Raw genomic sequence first — 17,998 nt, 5'->3', positions numbered from 1 at the left:
TTATTTTTTCGGAAGGAAAACCTCAGCAAGCATACATCTGGCACTTCCTCCTCCATTCACTTCGATGGTATTCAAATCTGAGTAAATGATCTCACAGTATTTTTCTATGGCAGCAACCTGTTCAGGTGTTAAGGACTGATAGGCCGTCTGGCTCATCACCAAAAACTTCTGGCCGTCTTTATTCTGAACCTGAAGCATATTTCCTGCAAACTGCTGCATCTGCTCTTCTGAAATTTCGATGATCTCTTTTCCGGAATTTTTGATGGTTTCAATAACCTTTTCTCTTTCCAGCTCATTATCGATACAATCAAGGCATATGACTACAAATTTATCTGCCACACACATCATAACATTGGTATGGTAAATTGGCAGCCTCTCTGTGCCTACAGTTTGATAAGAATGGAAAACTATAGGGGTAAATCCATATTTCTCACAAAATTCTCTGAATAAATTTTCGTCAAGTCTTAGAGAAACCGAACCATAAGCGATTTTATTATCGTGGTCAAAGATCATACTTCCTGTCCCTTCCAGGAAGTGACCCTGAGTTTCAGGCAATGACCAGTCGTCAATTTCAGCAACTTCAAAGCCTTGATTTTTGATACTCTCAATAATATCCTCCCTTCTCTCTACTCTTCTGTTTGAAGCGAACATCGGATATAAGACAACTTTGCCATCTTTATGGAAGCTTACCCAGTTATTCGGAAAAATAGAATCGGGAGTATGAGGATCCAGGGTATCTTTTATAGTGATCACATTTATCCCTTTGTTTCTCAGTGTTCCAACAAAAGTGTTGAATTCTGCCAAAGCTTTAGACTGAATATCAGCCCCTTTCTGTTCAACCTGAAAGTAATTATTTTCTGCCGTTTCCGCATTATAGCCGAACGCAATCGGCTCTATCATTAATACTGTATCTGTTGTTTGCATTGTTTTTGATTTAAAAATTAAAACATTGAAAAGATTAAAAGATTCAGAAACCATTCTAATCTTCACATCAATCTACTCTCTTACCAGTGGCATTGTGGAGCACCTCAAGAGGCCACCCATTTTAGAAATCTCTCTGTAAGGAATTTCTTCTACGGTCATTCCCCACTCGTTTCTCAGGTGATTGTTCATTCTTGTAAATGTTTTGTCTGAGACAACAACTTCGGGAGAAATAGAAAAGATATTCGGGAACATTTCAAACATTTCTTCATCATTAAGGTGGAAACAGTTTTCTTCTCCGAAGATATCAATGATCAGGCGGTAATCGCTTTCGTCCACGAATCCGTTTTTATAGATCAGGCATTTATCTTTTCCCACCGGATTGAATGTGCAGTCCAAATGTAGGATCCCTTCAAACGGAATTTTATCATTTTTCTTTAATTCCAGGTCGATGATTCTTTTCTTCGGAAAATATTCTTTCAGAATTTCAATAGCATATTCATTGGTTCTCGCTGTTTTATAGTTTCTGTAATCTTCGCTGAAACAGGTTCCTATAAAAAGGAAATCATCCCATACAATAACGTCACCGCCTTCAATGTGTGCAGTTTCTGGAAGATTGATAATTTTTCTCCACGCTACTTTTTCAAAAACTTTCTTGTAAGCATCCTGCTCATCAGCTCTGTCAGCGATCACATTTGAGATAATCATTTTATCGTCAATCACAAAAGCCACATCTCTTGCGAAAACCTGGTTATAATCTTTGATAATGCTTGGACGAAGGACTTCTACATCATATTTCTTCAATACAGCTTCAAAAGCATTCATTTCGTTGATAATATCCTTTTCTTTAGGATACATATTGTGTTCGATGGAGTAATATGACTTGGCGTCATAACTCTCCTCCAGTGTGGGAACGGCTCCCATTGAATTAGGCTGTCCTAGAACAACTGATTTCAGCCTGCCCGTTTCGTTTTTAATGTTTAGTTTCATAAAGATTTATGCAATACTACAAATATAAGTAAAGGTCTCTATCTGGAAAACTTTTGATTTGTTTTATGCATCAAATTTGATTTTAATGCTACTTATATTCAGCCTTATGCCTTATATTCCTGTATTAAATTGTAAATACAACCCAATAGTCCCTTTATATTTCCAACATAATTCATCTACAACTGACTATTTTTCATCTACATAAGAAACAAAAAACAATATATTTTATAAAATAAATTCATATCTTAGTGATATAATTTCAATGGAATTATAAAAATTAAAATTTAACTATTAACATCAAAAATCAAAATCATGAACAAGAAAAGCCCGGTGCTTAAAAATGCACAAAAATTAGGAAGAAACGAGCAGAAATTAATCACAGGAGGAGGGATAACCAGACCCAGATACTGCTGCGAGTGGGATGACAACGGAAACTGTACCATTTGGACGTGTGGTAACTGTGTTTGTCCATAATTAAAGAAATAACAACCCTGCTTTTGATAAGCAGGGTTTCTTTTTATCGTGTCCTGTTTTCTTCTTCTGTTTTCAGAAGTTCTTTGGCTTGGTATTTTGAACTTCCAAAGCTGTATCCTACCGAAAAAATCAGACGGCTGCTGTCCCACCAATGAGTAAGACGGTTGTCCATAATCTGCTTATGCCTGAATTCCAAACGCTGATCATAAGAATCAAAAATATTGTTATAGCTTATTTTTGTATTCAATGTGTTGTTAAACCATGACTTCTGCACAGACAGATCTACTGTATACCTTGGTTTGATAATGTATAGGCTGTTTCCGGTTTTGGATTCATAATTTGCAAATAGATTAACGGTATAACCTTTTGGCAATGAGAAAACCTGATTTATCCGTATTTCATAATTATACACTTTTAAAGCAAACACCTCACCCAGATACGGTCTGAACTCATCATTATAGTATCCCGCAAGCTGGCTGGTGATATTCCACCAGTTTGTCAGTTTCACAGGAAAACTGGTTTCTATAGAAGCAAATTTGCGGTAAGGAAGATTGGTTCCAAGATATTCCAGAACGTTGGTTTTCGGATTGTAAAGCGGATACCGGGTCATCACATCTTTTTCTTTTCCTGCTGAAAAACTGGTCACCCAATTCTTATAGCGGTATGTAAGTTTGATCTGGCTGGTGAAAGAAGGCTGCAGATAAGGATTCCCGATCCAGTAATTCAGCGGGCTGAAATAAACCCGGAACGGATTGAGCTGGGAAAACACAGGTCGTGTTATTTTTCTGCTGTACGAAAGTGACAGTTCATTAGATTTATTGAATGTATAGGTTGTACTAAAAGACGGCAGCCATTCGAGATAATTTCTTGACACCACAGAATCTTTGGTAACAGCATCCGAAATACTCTCGGTATTTTCAAACCTTAGTCCTGCATTCACCTGAAGCTTTCCAAATTTCTGTCTGTATGAAACATAGCCGGCCCATATTTGCTCTTTGTAAGAAAACATATTGCTACGCTCCGGATCAAAGATAAAACGGTCATCAACAGACAGCGTATCGTAGCGGATATTATTATGGGTATTGGAATAGCTGTATTTCATTCCGGCCTCGAGGTCAGCATTTCCTATCTTTTGGGAAATGTCGATTTGTGCGGTCTGGATATCAATTTTATTAAGCAGGTCAGATTTCCAGTAGGACAAGAGTTGAGAGATTGGTTTATCTTTATTGATAAAATCGTCCTTCTGCTTGTTCTTGACGGAAAGATAATTACCTAAAAAATTCAGTTTAAAACCTTTATTTTGAAATGAATAATCTGCAGTTACCCCATAATTTTCCTGGGAATAATTTGTAGGGTTTTCACTTTCGGTGTTAAAGATCAGCTGTGAACCTTCTTTATTGGTAGTGTATAGTGAACCTGAACGAACCCGGTCACTGGTTCTGAAATTCCCTCTTAAACTGATGCCTAATCTATTCTTATCATTGACCCTGAAATCTGCTCCGGTCTGAATGCCATATACCTTCCCTTCATCTTCCTGGTACGTATTGGTTTGCATGACATTGGTATTGGCAAGCTTCTGTAGTGCATTATAGCGATAGGTAGAAATACCATTATTGTAACTGGCCTGCAAGCTGTATGCTGTCTTTTCTGTATTATAAGAAAGGTTTAAAGAGTTTTCTCTATAACTGAACTTATTGGCATAGGTATTTCCACTGTAATTTCCTTTCCAGCCAAGGTTTCCGTTTCTTTTTAGTCTGATATCGATAATTCCTTTAAACTCTGCATCAAATTTGGAAGAAGGATTGGCATTCACTTCAACAGATTCTACCATTTCCGGCGGTAATGAACGAAGATAGGCCTGAAGTTCCTGGCTGCTCATGGTGACTGGCTTCCCGTCAATAAATATGGCAGGAGTAATTCTTCCGCCAATAAAAATACCGCCTTCCTGATCTATGGAAACGCCCGGTGTTTTTCTTAAAACCTCAAGAAGGTTCGCAGAGGTCTTGAAATCTTTATTTCCGGAAACACTCATTACGACATTTCCGTCGTTGAGCCTGATACTTCTGGCCGTTGAACGGATCACTACTTCAGAAATATTTTCAGAAACAGGTTTCAATTCAATCAAAGAAATATCTTCTACAGTCTTAAATTCTTCCGTTTCATATTCATTTTTCCGGACCACAAAGTAAGCATCAGGAGCTACATTATCAAGCCGGAAAAAACCTAAGGAATCCGTCTGAACTTTTTGAATGATGCTCCGGTCTGATTTATTTAACATAGAAACTTCAGCCTGAGAAACAGCTGTCTTGGTCTCTGAATCCAAAATTTTCCCCTGTATTGTTTCCTGAGCTTTTCCAAAGAAGGAAAGGAATAATAGCAACAGAAAAAACCATAATCTGATATTCATAAATTTTAATTTTATGAAACCAAAAGTAGCAGGCTATTGAAAAAATAAGGTTTTGAAGTTTAAATTCCGCAGTACGAAATTATAATTCTGAACTTTGAAACCTAGCTTCAGAAGGGGTTTGTGACTGCTTGTATAAAAGCGGTGTGGTATTTTTAATTTTTTTGAATGTGGAAAAGAAAGTAGACTTAGAATTAAATCCAACTTCATAACCAATCTCTTCGATCTTGAGGAAGGAGCCGATTTCTATTTTTTGACAGGCTTCGTTGATCCTGTATTCATTGATGTAAGTTGAAAAGCTTTTACCGAGATTATCATTCAGCAATTGGGAAAGCTGATGGGCAGACATATTCATTTTAGCCGCCAGATCGCTTAGTTTCAGGTTTGGATTTTTGTATAATTCTTCGGAATTCATCAGCCGTTCAAGTTTTGAAACAAAACTGTCTGCAAGTTCTTCTGAAATCTTTTTATTGGTATATTTAGGAATCTCTTTTACAGAATTATCATTATTCTTTTTACTGAAAAGAATTAAAAAATTCGCGTACAGCACAAATGAGAATACAAGACTTCCGCCTGCACAATACACCTGTACCCAACCTGTAGAAATTAACTGATACGCCAGGAAAATGATCACATTGCTGATAAGTACCGGAAGGATAAATTTATTGGGATTTCTCGCTGTCTGTTTTGAAGAAATATAATACTGATATACAGCAAGCAAGACAAACACTGACCAAACTGTATAAATAAAGGTTCCGAAATATTTATCCCAACTAACCGGAAAAAACAAATACAGCAATCCTACACCTCCAAGAACCAATGTCAATACTCCGAAAAACGCTCTGCATTGCTTTAAATCAAATTCTTCTTTCTGGAATGATGATCTGATGTAATAATATAAAGCCGGCCCTGTGAAAAATAGCGCAGACATCCCAAGGTGCGGAATGATTCGCGGCCAGTCCGGATAGAAATAGATACAAACAGAAATCCCCACTCTGATGCTTAAAGTCAATAAAATCAAGCCTAAAAAGAAATCCGGAATGTTTTTAAGTTTTTTGACAAACAGAAGATAGACCCCGAGCAGCAACCCATTAAAGGCTCCTACCGCACTGAAGAAAAATAACATCTGCTGTCCGAAAGTCATTGTATTGATTTATTTTCTTGATAAATTCCTATCATTCCGGCTTAAACCAAAACTAATTGAAAGTGATCACTTTATGAAGGTAAATTTAATAAAAATATTGTCTTCAAATTGATATATATAACAAAAGATTCACTTTAAATTTTGTATTTTTAAACTCTTCTTAAATTAATGAAAAAATCTGATCAATCTCTTTACAATATATGTATTGCTTCAATAAAAAGAAAGACAATAAAACCTTACGATTTCAAATGGGCTCAGTTTTATGATTCAGATTCCAATCCAAAATTATTATTTCAAAATTTTCCAATTGATTTTGAGAAAGAAGAACTAATCATTTGTTCTGTTATTATTGATTCTGACAACTACAGTATTTTAACAACACGAAAACTAGTAACAAACAATAAAGGAAATATAGAATTCGGAAACCTGATAAACGCTAAAAACAAATGGTATGGAGAATTCAAAAGCAAAACTGATCAATATGCTTTAGGTGAAGTGGAACTAGTGACAGGCGAAAGATTACCCTATTTTATAGAAACAGACAAAGCATCCATGATTATGATTTATGGCATAAATACTTTAATAGATATTACTAAGGAACCTTAATAGCAAATCAGCGATTAAAATAAAAATCCCAAAGCAAGCTTTGGGATTTTGTTTATGATAAAAACAGGGGTTATCTGTTTGTAATATCGATGTAATCTCTTTTTTGAGCACCCTGATAAACCTGTCTTGGTCTTCCGATAGGATCTCCTTTCAGTCTCATTTCTTTCCACTGAGAAATCCATCCCGGAAGTCTTCCCAAAGCAAACATTACGGTGAACATTTCTGTAGGAATTCCTAGTGCTCTGTAGATAATACCTGAATAGAAGTCTACGTTTGGATATAGTTTTCTTTCTACGAAGTACTCATCTTCAAGTGCTACTTTTTCTAACTGCATTGCAATGTCAAGAGCTTTATCCTGGATACCTAATGCATTAAGGATATCGTCAGCAGCTTTTTTAATGATCTTCGCTCTTGGATCAAAGTTTTTATACACTCTGTGTCCGAAGCCCATTAGACGGAAGCTGTCGTTTTTATCTTTTGCTTTCGCTACCCATTTATTAACATCTCCTCCATCTTTGTCGATCAACTCAAGCATTTCGATAACAGCCTGGTTAGCACCTCCGTGAAGAGGTCCCCAAAGTGCAGAAACACCGGCAGAAATAGAAGCAAAAAGACCTGTATGAGCAGATCCTACCATTCTTACTGTAGAAGTAGAACAGTTTTGTTCGTGGTCAGCATGAAGGATTAATAATTTATCAAGAGCGTCTACAATAACTGGATTTACTTCAAATTCCTCGTTAGGTAATCTGAATGCCATTTTATAGAAGTTTTCTACATAGTTCAGACTGTTGTCTCCGTGGTTAAGCGGAAGCCCCTGAGTTTTTCTGTAGGTCCATGCGCAAAGGTGAGAGAATTTAGCAATCATCAATTCTGCCGCGTGGTCCATTTCTTCTTTAGAGTTTACATTAACGGCTTTAGGGTTAAAAGCTGTTAAAGCGGAAGTTAAAGAAGACAAAACTCCCATAGGATGAGCAGAACGAGGAAAAACATCAATGATCTTTTTCATTTCATCTGCTATAAAATTATATTTTTTAATATTATTGTTGAAGGAAACAAATTGGTCCTGAGTAGGTAATTCACCATGTAATAAAAGGTACATTACCTCTGAAAAGTTAGATTTCTCAGCAATCTGCTCGATTGGATAACCTCTGTAGAATAATTCTCCTTTATCTCCGTCTAAGTAAGTGATGTCGCTAATAGTAGCTCCGGTATTTTTGTACCCTAAATCCAGAGTGATTAAACCTGTCTGGTCTCTTAATTTTGAAATATCAATTCCTCTGTCTCCGATAGTACTATCCACAATTGGATATTCATATGAATTACCGTCATAATTCAATATTACTTTGTTGTCTGACATTTATTTATTTTTTTTTAAATATACTACTTATTACAAAATACGGCAAACAAAAATTATCGCTTGCCGTTATTTATAAATTCAATTATCTTTTAATTTTAAATGCATCTAAACCTGGGAAAAAAGCCGTATCACCCAATGCTTCCTCAATTCTTAAAAGCTGGTTATACTTCGCCATTCTGTCTGATCTTGAAGCAGATCCGGTTTTGATCTGTCCGCAATTCATAGCTACTGCCAAATCAGCAATTGTGGAATCTTCGGTTTCTCCTGATCTGTGAGACATTACTGAAGTAAATTTGTTATTCTGAGCCATTTGTACAGCATCCATTGTTTCGGAAAGAGAACCAATCTGGTTTACTTTTACAAGGATTGAGTTGGCAATACCTTCTTTTACTCCTCTTGACAATCTTTCTACATTGGTTACGAATAAATCGTCACCCACAAGCTGTACTCTGTCTCCGATTTTATCAGTAAGCATTTTCCATCCTTCCCAGTCGTTTTCCTGCATTCCGTCTTCGATGGAGATGATAGGATATTTAGCTGCTAATTCAGCAAGGTAAGAAACCTGCTCGCTGCTGGAGAACTGAGCGGCATCCGGAGTCTGGAATTTTCTGTAGTCATAAATTCCGTCTTTGTAAAATTCTGAAGCGGCACAGTCAAGCGCCAACATGATATCGTCACCTGGCTTATAGCCTGCTTTTTCAATAGCCTGAAGCAATGTATCCAAAGCATCTTCAGTTCCTTTGAAAGTAGGTGCGAAACCTCCTTCGTCCCCTACTGCTGTAGAAAGACCTCTTGAATGAAGAATAGATTTCAGGTTGTGGAAAATTTCAGTTCCTTTTCTCAATGCATCAGAGAAAGATTCTGCTTTTACCGGCATTACCATAAATTCCTGGAACGCGATAGGAGCATCGGAGTGAGATCCTCCGTTGATGACATTCATCATTGGAACAGGAAGTGTATTGGCATTAACTCCTCCTACATATTTGTATAACGGTATTCTTAGTTCAGCAGCAGCAGCTTTAGCTACAGCCAAAGAAACTCCTAAAATTGCATTGGCCCCAAGGTTTCCTTTGTTGGCGGTTCCGTCAAGATCAATCATGATCTGATCAATAAAGTTCTGCTCAAAAACCGGCTGTCCGATTAAGTTTTCTGCAATTACTTCTTTTACATTTTCAACAGCTTTCAGGACTCCTTTACCCATATAATCTGAACCACCGTCACGTAATTCCACTGCCTCATGTTCACCTGTAGATGCTCCTGAAGGTACGGCAGCACGTCCCATGGCCCCGCTTTCTGTAAATACATCTACTTCAATGGTAGGATTACCTCTGGAATCCAAAATTTGTCTCGCTTCTATGAAAGAAATTGCACTCATATTGTTTAGTTTTGAACCATCCGCAAAAGCTTCAAGTTGTTTATTATTAAAATTATACTTATTACAAATTTAATGAAAAAACTAACCTGATGAAAAAAGTAGGCTTTAATATTTGGTAATACATCCAAATTTATCAACGTTTTTTATGACATTGAGAAATTATAGTTTAATTTTCCATTTAAATGAAATTTTACCTGTCAGAAACAGTATGTTTTCTTTGTTCTGCAATATTTTTTTTATTGTTTTTTTGCCTTCTTGAAGACAAAGGTTCTATGTATGTTTTCCGGATCTTATACTGTAGTTCTGAAAAGTATCTGTGTTCCTGATCCTTCAGATAAAATTTGACATTCGCCATTCTGTTCCTGCATCCGCCGTTTCATATTCCGAAGCCCGTTTCCTTCTGCATTTTCATGACTAATCCCGACTCCGTTATCAGAGATTTTCATGATAAATTCTTTATCTTTTTGAACAAAAGAAAGTTTCAGCTGATTGGACTGACTGTGTTTATAAGCGTTATTCAGAGCCTCTTTTAAGCATAAAAACATATTCCGTCTCAGTTCTGTAGAAATTGGTGTTTCTGATATAATATCTTCGCTTTCTGACGAAAGCTTAATTTTTGTTTTTTTCAGAAAGTTACCAGTATATTGTATGGCATAGTCTATAAAGCTTCCCAGAGTATCATTTCCTGAGTTCAGGCTCCAGAGCATTTCGCGCATGGATAGGTTCATTTCTTCTGAGGTTTTCAGCAGCTCATCGATATCATTCTGCAGATCTCCGTCTTCCGCTTTCTGCTTCAGAAATTCTGCCTGAAGTTTTAATGCTGAAATTCCGGCTCCGAGATCGTCATGCATATCGTGGGAAATACGTTCCCTTTCCTGTTCTATAGATTTTTGCTTTTCGAGTTCTTTTTGAAGAAGCTGGTTTTGATGCTCTGCTTCTTTAAGTTGCTGTTCTTTAAGATACAAAAGCTGTTTTTTATTATACATTAAAACAACAAAAATAATGAAAGCAATGAATAGCATTATTACAATAACTGCAATAATGTAAGTGAGTTTTATTCTATCCAAATCATTCATTTCTATCTTAATTCAATTCCAAACGTTTATTTTCTGCAAAAAATACCTCTCAGGAATAATGCATAGCAAAAAATAGTAATTCCTTGATAAAAATAATTTATACCTTGGAAAAAAACACTGTCTTTTTCGGCAAAAAATAATGATGGGATAATTCGCATTAAAAATACAGCACTCCACAATAAAAGTCCAGCACAAAACCAGAATTTCTGTTTATTGTAGATTGAAATTTCATTAGGATTTTTAATTTGCCACATCATCCATCCTAAGCTAAGAAAAACATAAACAAAACTTTGTATCACCGGTAATAAATTTTCATCTCCAATACTATTCTTTATAAGCAGGCAGGTAATGACTATAAATAAAAGAATGTATCTATTATAATGTAATGTAAAAAGTTCTTTATAATAAAATATAAAGAACAGAATATAAAAAATCTTAGTGTATTTATAAATGCCACCATCAAATATTCCCATGAATATCAGAATTTCTGATAAAAAAACAATCACAAAGTATAAATACAAGAATCTTTGTCTTGCTGCTTTATTTATAACTGAAAAAGCAAGACAAAGAAAAGTTAGAATTAAATAGAATATATACATATTTAGCAGCCTGGCGGCTTTAAACAAAAATCATCAGAAAAAACGATTGGAGGATTTTTAAGAGCTTTGTTGGGACTTAATTCCATCAAACACATAATTAAGGTTAGATGGTGCATTTTACTTTTCTTATTGCTGTTAACATTGTTATTCGTTAATACCCCAGGTAAAAAAGATAAAGTATGTTTTGTTGGCTCATATTGGCTAAAGTCAGCATACGGTATTAATATTTCAGTAGTATTACCATACGTTTTATCCCCTGACTGTTCAGAGTCTACCAATCCTATCTTAGCTTTTGTCATTTCATCATAAATACCGGTTTTGAAGACATTATCCATTTCTTTAAATACTTTCTCATCAACCTGCTTAATAGCATTTTCTGTAATAATGTATTTGTTATTATTTGAGTCGGCAAAAAGAATTTCCAAATGATTTTCTCTTGTAGTAAGAATTAGCCGTATCGAGTCATTATTCTTCACCATCTTTTTCATTTCCTCTCCTACACTGGGAGCTATATCAAAAGAATATGGGTATTTTTTTCCCAATCCTAAATGTGGTTTATATGTAGTTGAATATTTCCCATAATACTTATCTACATCCGTATCCGGTATTGTTGTTAATATGGTTTGTAAGCTTAGAAAATCGAATTTCTTTATATATATACTATCTCCATTAGAATCAACAGGAGCAGCATTAGCTTTTTGATCCGGCTGGTCTAAAGCTCTATCCTTTATTTCTCCGGTCTTATCCTTCCTGCAACTTATCAAAAACAACATTAAAGTTATTAGATAAATAATTCTTAATAGTTTAATTGTTCTCATGTCTCTTAGTTTTTAAAATGGTTAAATTTATTTATTGCTTCTACCTTATTGCTCACGTGCAGCTTTCTGTAGATATTTCCTACATGTTTTTTTACAGTGTCTATACTGATGAACTTTCTGTCGGCAATTTCTTTGTAAAGGAGTCCCTGTGAAAGGAGCTCGAGAATTTCTTTTTCACGTTCTGTGAGGTCATCAAAATCTTTAATTTCGGGAAGTTTTTTTTCAAAATGACTTAAGACTCTGCGGGCGATGGACAGGCTCATGGGGGCACCGCCGTTATATACATCGCGGATGGAAGAAAGGATCTTGTCCATGCTTTCACCTTTGATGAGATATCCCATGGCTCCTGCTTTTAATGAATTAAAGATCTTTTCATCATCTTCAAAACTGGTACACATGATGAACTGTGTCTTTGTCATTTCTTTTCTGAGCTTTTCAATGATTTCGATACCCAGCATATCCTGCAGTTGGATATCCATCATAACAACATCTGGGGAAATACCGGGAAGATTATTCAGGGCTTCCTTTCCATTAAAGAACTGGGCAGTCACGTGCATATCCTGCTGGTAATTGATGACCTTCTTCAACGCGTTGTTGTAGTTCTTTTCGTCTTCTACTATGGCGATAGAAATGCTCATTGTTTTTTGTTTAAGACAAATTTCGCAAGAAAACAAGGCGGAATCAATTACACTTTTGTGTAATTTAGTGGCTTGAGTTCAGGGTTATTGGTTTGTTTTTTGTTTCTATTAAATTTAGTTAAAATTCTATTACAATAGAAAAACAATTAACCCTACATAATAAAAAAATAAATATCATGAGAAAAAGCCTTTTAATAGCAGTTTCAGCTCTGGCATTATTATTAACCAGCTGTAAAAAAAGTGAAAGCGGAAACAAAAGCGTAATTAAAATTGACAGTTCAGAAACGGTGATCACCGACAACAATGGGAAAATTGATTCTGTAACCCAAAGTTCTTCAACAACTGAAGTGAACGGTCAGAAGACAGAGAAAACAGATTTCGTTTACAAGGCTACAGACGGAACATTAGTAAAAGTAGTATTCAAAAATGATTCTAAGGAAAATACTGTAGCGATCACCAGCAACAAAAAGACATTTACATTACCTAAAACAGACACAAAAGACGGTGAGGTCATCTACAAAAAGGATGATATGACTGCCAGGGTAAAAGGTGATAGTCTTCATCTGGAACAAGGAAATAATGTGATTGAATTGAAGAGAACGAAAATTTAAACCGAGATAAATTCCGGAATCGGGGTTTAGAAAATAATGGTGAATGTGATACTGAATTGTCAATGGTGAATATTAAACTCACTTCATTGCTGAAATAAATTTACTGTTCTTCGCAGAAGCCGGCAAATAAAAAAGCCATCCAGAATCTGGATGGCTTTTCAATTATATCTGAATGAATATTATTCTTCAGTTTTCTCTTCTGCAGAGTCAGCTGCCTGAGCCTTAGGCTCTTCAGTTTTCTCTTCTGCTTTTGGAGCTTCAGCTACTACAGCTTCAGCTTTTTTTGCAGTTGCAGATCTTCTGCTTCTTCTTGTAGCTTTTTTCTCCTCAGCATTAGGATTGTAAAGTTCGTTGAAATCAACCAGCTCAATAAGAGCCATGTCAGCAGCATCACCTTGTCTGAAACCAGTCTTGATGATTCTTGTATAACCGCCGTTTCTTTCTGCGATTTTAGGAGCTACTGATCTGAAAAGTTCAGCAACCGCCTCTTTACTTTGAAGATATGAAAAAACAATTCTTCTATTGTGTGTAGTATCTTCTTTTGCCTTTGTTAATAGAGGTTCAACATATACTCTTAAAGCCTTAGCTTTAGCTACAGTAGTGTTGATTCTTTTATGCTCAATTAGAGAACAAGCCATATTAGAAAGTAAAGCACTTCTATGAGAAGCTGTTCTTCCTAAGTGATTGAATTTTTTACCGTGTCTCATTATTAATTATTTATCAGCGTCTAACTTATATTTTGCAACGTCGAAACCGAAGTTAAGACCTTTTGAATGCACTAATTCTTCTAGTTCTGTCAAAGATTTTTTACCAAAATTTCTGAATTTCATCAAATCAGACTTACTGTAAGAAACCAGTTCTCCAAGAGTTTCTACTTCAGCTGCTTTCAGACAGTTAAGGGCTCTTACAGAAAGATCCATATCTGCTAATTTAGACTTAAGTAATTGTCTTGTATGAAGTGTTTCTTCGTCATATTGGATAGATGCTTTTACAGCTTCTGTTTCAAGAGTTATTCTCTCATCAGAGAACAACATGAAGTGATAAATTAATATCTTAGAAGCTTCAGTTAAAGCATTTTGAGGACTGATGGAACCATCAGTTTCTATATCTAATACAAGTTTTTCGTAGTCTGTTTTTTGCTCTACACGATAATTTTCAATGCTGTATTGTACTTTCTTAATTGGCGTGAAAATAGAGTCAATAGCAATAGTACCTACGGGTGCATTGTTTGACTTATTCTGTTCTGAAGGAACATACCCTCTTCCTTTTTCTATATTGAAAGTAATTTCGAAAGTTACATCACTGTTTAGGTTGCAGATCAAAAGGTCCGGGTTCAGCACCTCAAATCCGTTGATAGACTTTCCTAAATCACCAGCAGTAATAACTGTTTGACCTGAAACTTTAGCAATTACCTGCTCGTTGGCCTGGCCTTCTGCTGAAGCTTTTAATCTTACCTGCTTAAGGTTAAGAATAATTTCGGTAACGTCTTCGATTACTCCTGGAATAGTTGAAAATTCGTGCTCTACACCTTCTATTTTGATAGATGAAATAGCATATCCTTCCAGAGAAGAAAGCAACACTCTTCTCAAAGCATTACCGATTGTAAGCCCGAAACCTGGTTCTAATGGTCTGAATTCGAATTGACCTTTAAATTCATCAGAGTTAAGTAAAATTACTTTATCGGGTTTTATGAATTGTAAAATTGCCATATTATTGGGTTGAGCAAAAATTTGATTAAAAAATTATTTAGAGTAAAGTTCGACGATAAGCTGTTCCTTGATGTCCTCCGGAATCTGGATTCTTTCAGGAGCAGAAACGAAAGTACCTTCTTTCTTCTCATCGTTGAATTGTAACCACTCATAATTAGCTTTAGAAGCTAATGAATCAGTAACAACCTCAAGAGATTTAGATTTCTCTCTTACAGCGATCACATCACCTGCTTTTACTAAATAAGAAGGAATGTTAAGGATCTCCCCATTCACAGTGATGTGTCTGTGAGAAGTTAACTGTCTAGCAGCAGATCTTGTTTTAGCAAAACCTAATCTGAATACTACGTTATCCAATCTTGATTCACAAAGCTGTAATAGAACTTCACCTGTTACACCTTTACTTCTGTGTGCTTTTTCAAATAAGTTAGCAAACTGCTTTTCTAAAATACCGTAAGTATATTTAGCTTTTTGCTTTTCAGCTAGCTGAATTGCATATTCAGATTTTTTAGCACCTCTTCTTTTGTTAGGACCGTGTTGTCCTGGCGGTTGGTTTTTTCTTCTTTCGAAGTTTTTGTCATCTCCGTAGATTGCAGCACCAAACTTTCTAGCAATCTTAGTTTTAGGTCCAATATATCTTGCCATAATGGGTAAATTCTAAAAATTAAACTCTTCTTCTTTTCGGTGGTCTACATCCATTGTGCGGCATAGGAGTCACATCAATGATTTCGCTAACTTCAATACCTGAATTGTGGATTGTTCTGATTGCAGATTCTCTACCTGCACCAGGACCTTTCACATACACCTTTACTCTTCTTAATCCAGCTTCGTGAGCAACATTAGAGCAATTTTCAGCCGCCATTTGAGCAGCAAATGGAGTATTCTTTTTAGAACCTCTGAAACCCATTTTACCGGCAGAAGCCCAAGAGATAACTTCTCCGCTTTTATTTGTTAAAGAAATGATGATGTTATTGAAAGAAGCCTGAATGTGCGCTTCACCAATAGCTTCAACTTTTACTTTTCTTTTTTTAACTACTTTAGTTTGTTTTGCCATAATTCCTAACGATTATTTACTTGCCTTTTTCTTGTTAGCAACAGTTTTTCTCTTTCCTTTACGGGTTCTAGAGTTGTTTTTCGTTCTCTGGCCTCTTAAAGGTAGTCCTAGTCTGTGACGTATTCCTCGTTGGCATCCTATGTCCATCAATCTCTTGATGTTCAATTGCACTTCAGATCTTAATTCTCCTTCTACTTTTATGTTTTCAGAGATATATGTTCTGATTGCAGCCAATTCATCGTCATTCCATTCGTTGACTTTCTTGTCTTCGCTGATACCGGCAGCTTTAAGGATTTCGGAAGAAGTACTTCTTCCAACTCCGTAGATGTAAGTTAAACCGATAACACCTCTTTTGTTTTTTGGTAAATCAATACCTGCAATTCTCGCCATAATTTAATGTTAGCCTTGTCTTTGTTTAAATTTTGGGTTCTTCTTGTTGATTACGAATAGTACACCTTTTCTGCGTACAATCTTGCAATCAGCGCTTCTTTTTTTAATTGATGCTCTAACTTTCATTTGAAATATTTATTTTTTTTACTGACCAATGAATCTTACGATTTCATTTTGATAGTATTTATTTTTCAACAAGAGCCAAATGGAACATACATTCCATTTGGCGTTTGTCTTAATATCTAAATGTGATTCTCCCTTTCGATAAATCATAGGGAGACATTTCTAGTTTTACCTTGTCTCCAGGTAAAAGTTTAATATAATGCATTCTCATTTTACCGGAAATATGAGCGATAAGTATATGCCCATTCTCCAGCTCTACACGGAACTGGGCGTTGGAAAGAGCTTCCGTGATAACGCCGTCTTGTTCAATATGTTTTTGTTTCGCCATAAATTAATATCCAGTCGTTCTTGATAATTTAGACTGCATTAAGCCATCATAGTGATGATTCAGCAGATATGTATTAATCTGTTGAACGGTATCTAAAATAACTCCAACCATAATCAATAGTGATGTTCCCCCGAAAAATAGGGCGAACGCATCTGTCTGAACAAAGCTTCCATGCACTATTGCTGGAAGGACTGCAAAGATAGACAAAAATATTGCACCTGGCAAGGTAATTTTTGATAAAATATCATCTAAATAATCAGCTGTTTCTTTACCGGGTCTTACTTTCGGTACTAAACCTCCATTTCTCTTCAAATCATCAGCCATTTGGTTTACCGGAATCGTAATTGCAGTATAGAAGAATGAGAAGATAATAATTAATAGCGCGAACAATACATTGTACTGCCAGCTAAAAACATTCTTGAAACCTGCAAGAAAAGTATTGGACTCATCGAATTTCGTTAATAGTCCTGGTACGAACATCAATGCCTGAGCAAAGATAATCGGCATTACACCAGCAGCATTTACTTTCAATGGGATCCATTGTCTTGCTCCCTGCATAAGATTTCTGTTTACACCTCCTCTTGCTTGAGCTCTGCTTACATACTGAATTGGAATTTTTCTGACAGCAACAGATAATACTACTGCTAAAAGAACTACCAGCATCCAGAATATTACTTCTATAAGGATCATGATAGATCCCATTCCTCCTTTTCCGTTCTGCACGGCCATTTCCTGTACGAATGCTTCAGGTAATCTTGATAGGATCCCCACCATAATAAGGATGGAAATACCATTTCCGATACCTTTGTCGGTGATTTTCTCACCTAACCACATTGCGAACACTGAACCGGCAACCAAAATTACAATACTTGGTAACCAGAACATGATAGAATTTGGCTCTACATAGTATGCAGAAGAGAACTGAGCATACGGTAAGAATAATTGAGTAATAGACGTTAAATAAGAAGGAGCTTGTACAAGACAAACACCAATCGTTAACCATCTAGTAATTTGATTCAATGTATTTCTACCAGACTCTCCATCCTTCTGAAGTTTCTGAAGATAAGGAATAGCCATCCCCATCAACTGAACAATAATAGAAGCAGAAATATAAGGCATGATTCCCAACGCCATTACGGAAGCGTGGCTGAAAGCCCCCCCCGTAAACGACGAAAGCAAGCCAAGGAGACCTGCTCCTTGCTTGTTACCGCCTTGATTTTTATAATGCTCTAAGAGATCTCCCACTTCTGCAAGGTTAATTGCGGGAAGTGAGATATAAGATGCGAATCTATACACAAGGATAATACCTAACGTAAAGAGAATTTTATCTCTTAATTCCTTTAGGCTCCAAATATTTTTAAGGGTTTGTATAAATTCTTTCATT

The 17,998-nt window shown here is 35.9% G+C and carries 21 protein-coding genes; 3 read left to right on the top strand and 18 right to left on the bottom strand.

Annotated elements, in window-relative coordinates; genetic code table 11:
- Both ctlX and DRF61_RS11565 read right to left on the bottom strand, forming a co-directional pair.
- Positions 1–924, bottom strand: coding sequence for a citrulline utilization hydrolase CtlX (ctlX, locus tag DRF61_RS11570; protein WP_111957419.1), 924 nt, complete (start codon positions 922–924; stop codon positions 1–3).
- A gap of 72 nt (positions 925–996) precedes the next feature.
- The gene (locus DRF61_RS11565; RefSeq protein ID WP_111957125.1) at positions 997–1,911 is read right to left on the bottom strand and encodes a dimethylarginine dimethylaminohydrolase family protein; all 915 of its coding nucleotides are present in this window, start codon (positions 1,909–1,911) and stop codon (positions 997–999) included.
- A gap of 312 nt (positions 1,912–2,223) precedes the next feature.
- Here DRF61_RS11565 and DRF61_RS22640 point away from each other — a divergent pair, with 312 nt between their 5' ends.
- Complete coding sequence (locus DRF61_RS22640; RefSeq protein ID WP_157963380.1) at positions 2,224–2,385, top strand: hypothetical protein; 162 nt, start codon at positions 2,224–2,226, stop codon at positions 2,383–2,385.
- Between the two features lie 43 nt (positions 2,386–2,428).
- Here DRF61_RS22640 and DRF61_RS11560 read toward each other — a convergent pair whose 3' ends face one another.
- Together DRF61_RS11560 and DRF61_RS11555 are read right to left on the bottom strand one after the other, a co-directional pair.
- Positions 2,429–4,792 carry a TonB-dependent receptor domain-containing protein gene (locus DRF61_RS11560; protein WP_111957123.1) on the bottom strand — a complete coding sequence of 788 codons (2,364 nt, stop codon included), beginning with the start codon at positions 4,790–4,792 and terminating at the stop codon, positions 2,429–2,431.
- Positions 4,793–4,871: 79 nt separating this feature from the next.
- Positions 4,872–5,933 carry a helix-turn-helix domain-containing protein gene (locus DRF61_RS11555; protein ID WP_111957121.1) on the bottom strand — a complete coding sequence of 354 codons (1,062 nt, stop codon included), beginning with the start codon at positions 5,931–5,933 and terminating at the stop codon, positions 4,872–4,874.
- A 168-nt stretch (positions 5,934–6,101) separates the two neighbouring features.
- On the opposite strand from DRF61_RS11555, the gene DRF61_RS11550 reads away from it, so the two are divergent.
- Entirely contained in the window at positions 6,102–6,539 is a 438-nt protein-coding gene (locus tag DRF61_RS11550; RefSeq protein WP_111957119.1) for a hypothetical protein, read from the top strand.
- A 70-nt stretch (positions 6,540–6,609) separates the two neighbouring features.
- On the opposite strand, the gene DRF61_RS11545 is transcribed toward DRF61_RS11550, so the two are convergent.
- The 6 genes from DRF61_RS11545 to DRF61_RS11520 all read right to left on the bottom strand — a co-directional run bounded on the left by DRF61_RS11545 (position 6,610) and on the right by DRF61_RS11520 (position 12,402).
- Positions 6,610–7,896, bottom strand: coding sequence for a citrate synthase (locus DRF61_RS11545; protein ID WP_111957117.1), 1,287 nt, complete (start codon positions 7,894–7,896; stop codon positions 6,610–6,612).
- An 82-nt stretch (positions 7,897–7,978) separates the two neighbouring features.
- Positions 7,979–9,271, bottom strand: coding sequence for a phosphopyruvate hydratase (gene eno / locus DRF61_RS11540; protein WP_111957115.1), 1,293 nt, complete (start codon positions 9,269–9,271; stop codon positions 7,979–7,981).
- Between the two features lie 290 nt (positions 9,272–9,561).
- A complete protein-coding gene (locus tag DRF61_RS11535) occupies positions 9,562–10,347 on the bottom strand; it encodes a sensor histidine kinase (RefSeq protein ID WP_111957113.1) in 786 nt (261 codons plus the stop codon).
- A 26-nt stretch (positions 10,348–10,373) separates the two neighbouring features.
- Positions 10,374–10,820 carry a hypothetical protein gene (locus tag DRF61_RS11530; RefSeq protein ID WP_111957111.1) on the bottom strand — a complete coding sequence of 149 codons (447 nt, stop codon included), beginning with the start codon at positions 10,818–10,820 and terminating at the stop codon, positions 10,374–10,376.
- A gap of 128 nt (positions 10,821–10,948) precedes the next feature.
- On the bottom strand, positions 10,949–11,764 hold the full coding sequence (locus DRF61_RS11525; RefSeq protein ID WP_111957109.1) for a hypothetical protein: 816 nt from the start codon (positions 11,762–11,764) through the stop codon (positions 10,949–10,951).
- A 5-nt stretch (positions 11,765–11,769) separates the two neighbouring features.
- The gene (locus DRF61_RS11520; protein WP_111957107.1) at positions 11,770–12,402 is read right to left on the bottom strand and encodes a response regulator transcription factor; all 633 of its coding nucleotides are present in this window, start codon (positions 12,400–12,402) and stop codon (positions 11,770–11,772) included.
- Positions 12,403–12,578: 176 nt separating this feature from the next.
- Here DRF61_RS11520 and DRF61_RS11515 point away from each other — a divergent pair, with 176 nt between their 5' ends.
- On the top strand, positions 12,579–13,013 hold the full coding sequence (locus tag DRF61_RS11515; RefSeq protein WP_111957105.1) for a hypothetical protein: 435 nt from the start codon (positions 12,579–12,581) through the stop codon (positions 13,011–13,013).
- Between the two features lie 179 nt (positions 13,014–13,192).
- On the opposite strand, the gene rplQ is transcribed toward DRF61_RS11515, so the two are convergent.
- The 8 genes from rplQ to secY form a co-directional block, all read right to left on the bottom strand.
- A complete protein-coding gene (gene rplQ, locus DRF61_RS11510) occupies positions 13,193–13,720 on the bottom strand; it encodes a 50S ribosomal protein L17 (RefSeq protein ID WP_111957103.1) in 528 nt (175 codons plus the stop codon).
- Between the two features lie 6 nt (positions 13,721–13,726).
- On the bottom strand, positions 13,727–14,722 hold the full coding sequence (locus tag DRF61_RS11505) for a DNA-directed RNA polymerase subunit alpha (protein WP_034725969.1): 996 nt from the start codon (positions 14,720–14,722) through the stop codon (positions 13,727–13,729).
- A gap of 33 nt (positions 14,723–14,755) precedes the next feature.
- Positions 14,756–15,364 carry a 30S ribosomal protein S4 gene (rpsD, locus tag DRF61_RS11500; RefSeq protein ID WP_111957101.1) on the bottom strand — a complete coding sequence of 203 codons (609 nt, stop codon included), beginning with the start codon at positions 15,362–15,364 and terminating at the stop codon, positions 14,756–14,758.
- Between the two features lie 19 nt (positions 15,365–15,383).
- A complete protein-coding gene (gene rpsK / locus DRF61_RS11495; protein WP_027387198.1) occupies positions 15,384–15,773 on the bottom strand; it encodes a 30S ribosomal protein S11 in 390 nt (129 codons plus the stop codon).
- A gap of 12 nt (positions 15,774–15,785) precedes the next feature.
- The gene (gene rpsM / locus DRF61_RS11490; protein WP_040993540.1) at positions 15,786–16,163 is read right to left on the bottom strand and encodes a 30S ribosomal protein S13; all 378 of its coding nucleotides are present in this window, start codon (positions 16,161–16,163) and stop codon (positions 15,786–15,788) included.
- 9 nt (positions 16,164–16,172) lie between these two features.
- A complete protein-coding gene (gene rpmJ / locus DRF61_RS11485) occupies positions 16,173–16,289 on the bottom strand; it encodes a 50S ribosomal protein L36 (protein ID WP_007839480.1) in 117 nt (38 codons plus the stop codon).
- Between the two features lie 109 nt (positions 16,290–16,398).
- Entirely contained in the window at positions 16,399–16,614 is a 216-nt protein-coding gene (gene infA, locus DRF61_RS11480) for a translation initiation factor IF-1 (protein WP_027381317.1), read from the bottom strand.
- A 3-nt stretch (positions 16,615–16,617) separates the two neighbouring features.
- Positions 16,618–17,997 carry a preprotein translocase subunit SecY gene (gene secY, locus DRF61_RS11475; protein WP_034725974.1) on the bottom strand — a complete coding sequence of 460 codons (1,380 nt, stop codon included), beginning with the start codon at positions 17,995–17,997 and terminating at the stop codon, positions 16,618–16,620.
- Position 17,998: the final 1 nt, after the last annotated feature.

Origin of the sequence: Chryseobacterium lathyri, from assembly GCF_003290185.1 — a bacterium.
Classification (GTDB): Bacteria; Bacteroidota; Bacteroidia; order Flavobacteriales; family Weeksellaceae; genus Chryseobacterium; species Chryseobacterium lathyri.
Note: the sequence above shows the minus strand (reverse complement) of the source record. Positions and strands in the feature narration are given on the sequence as shown.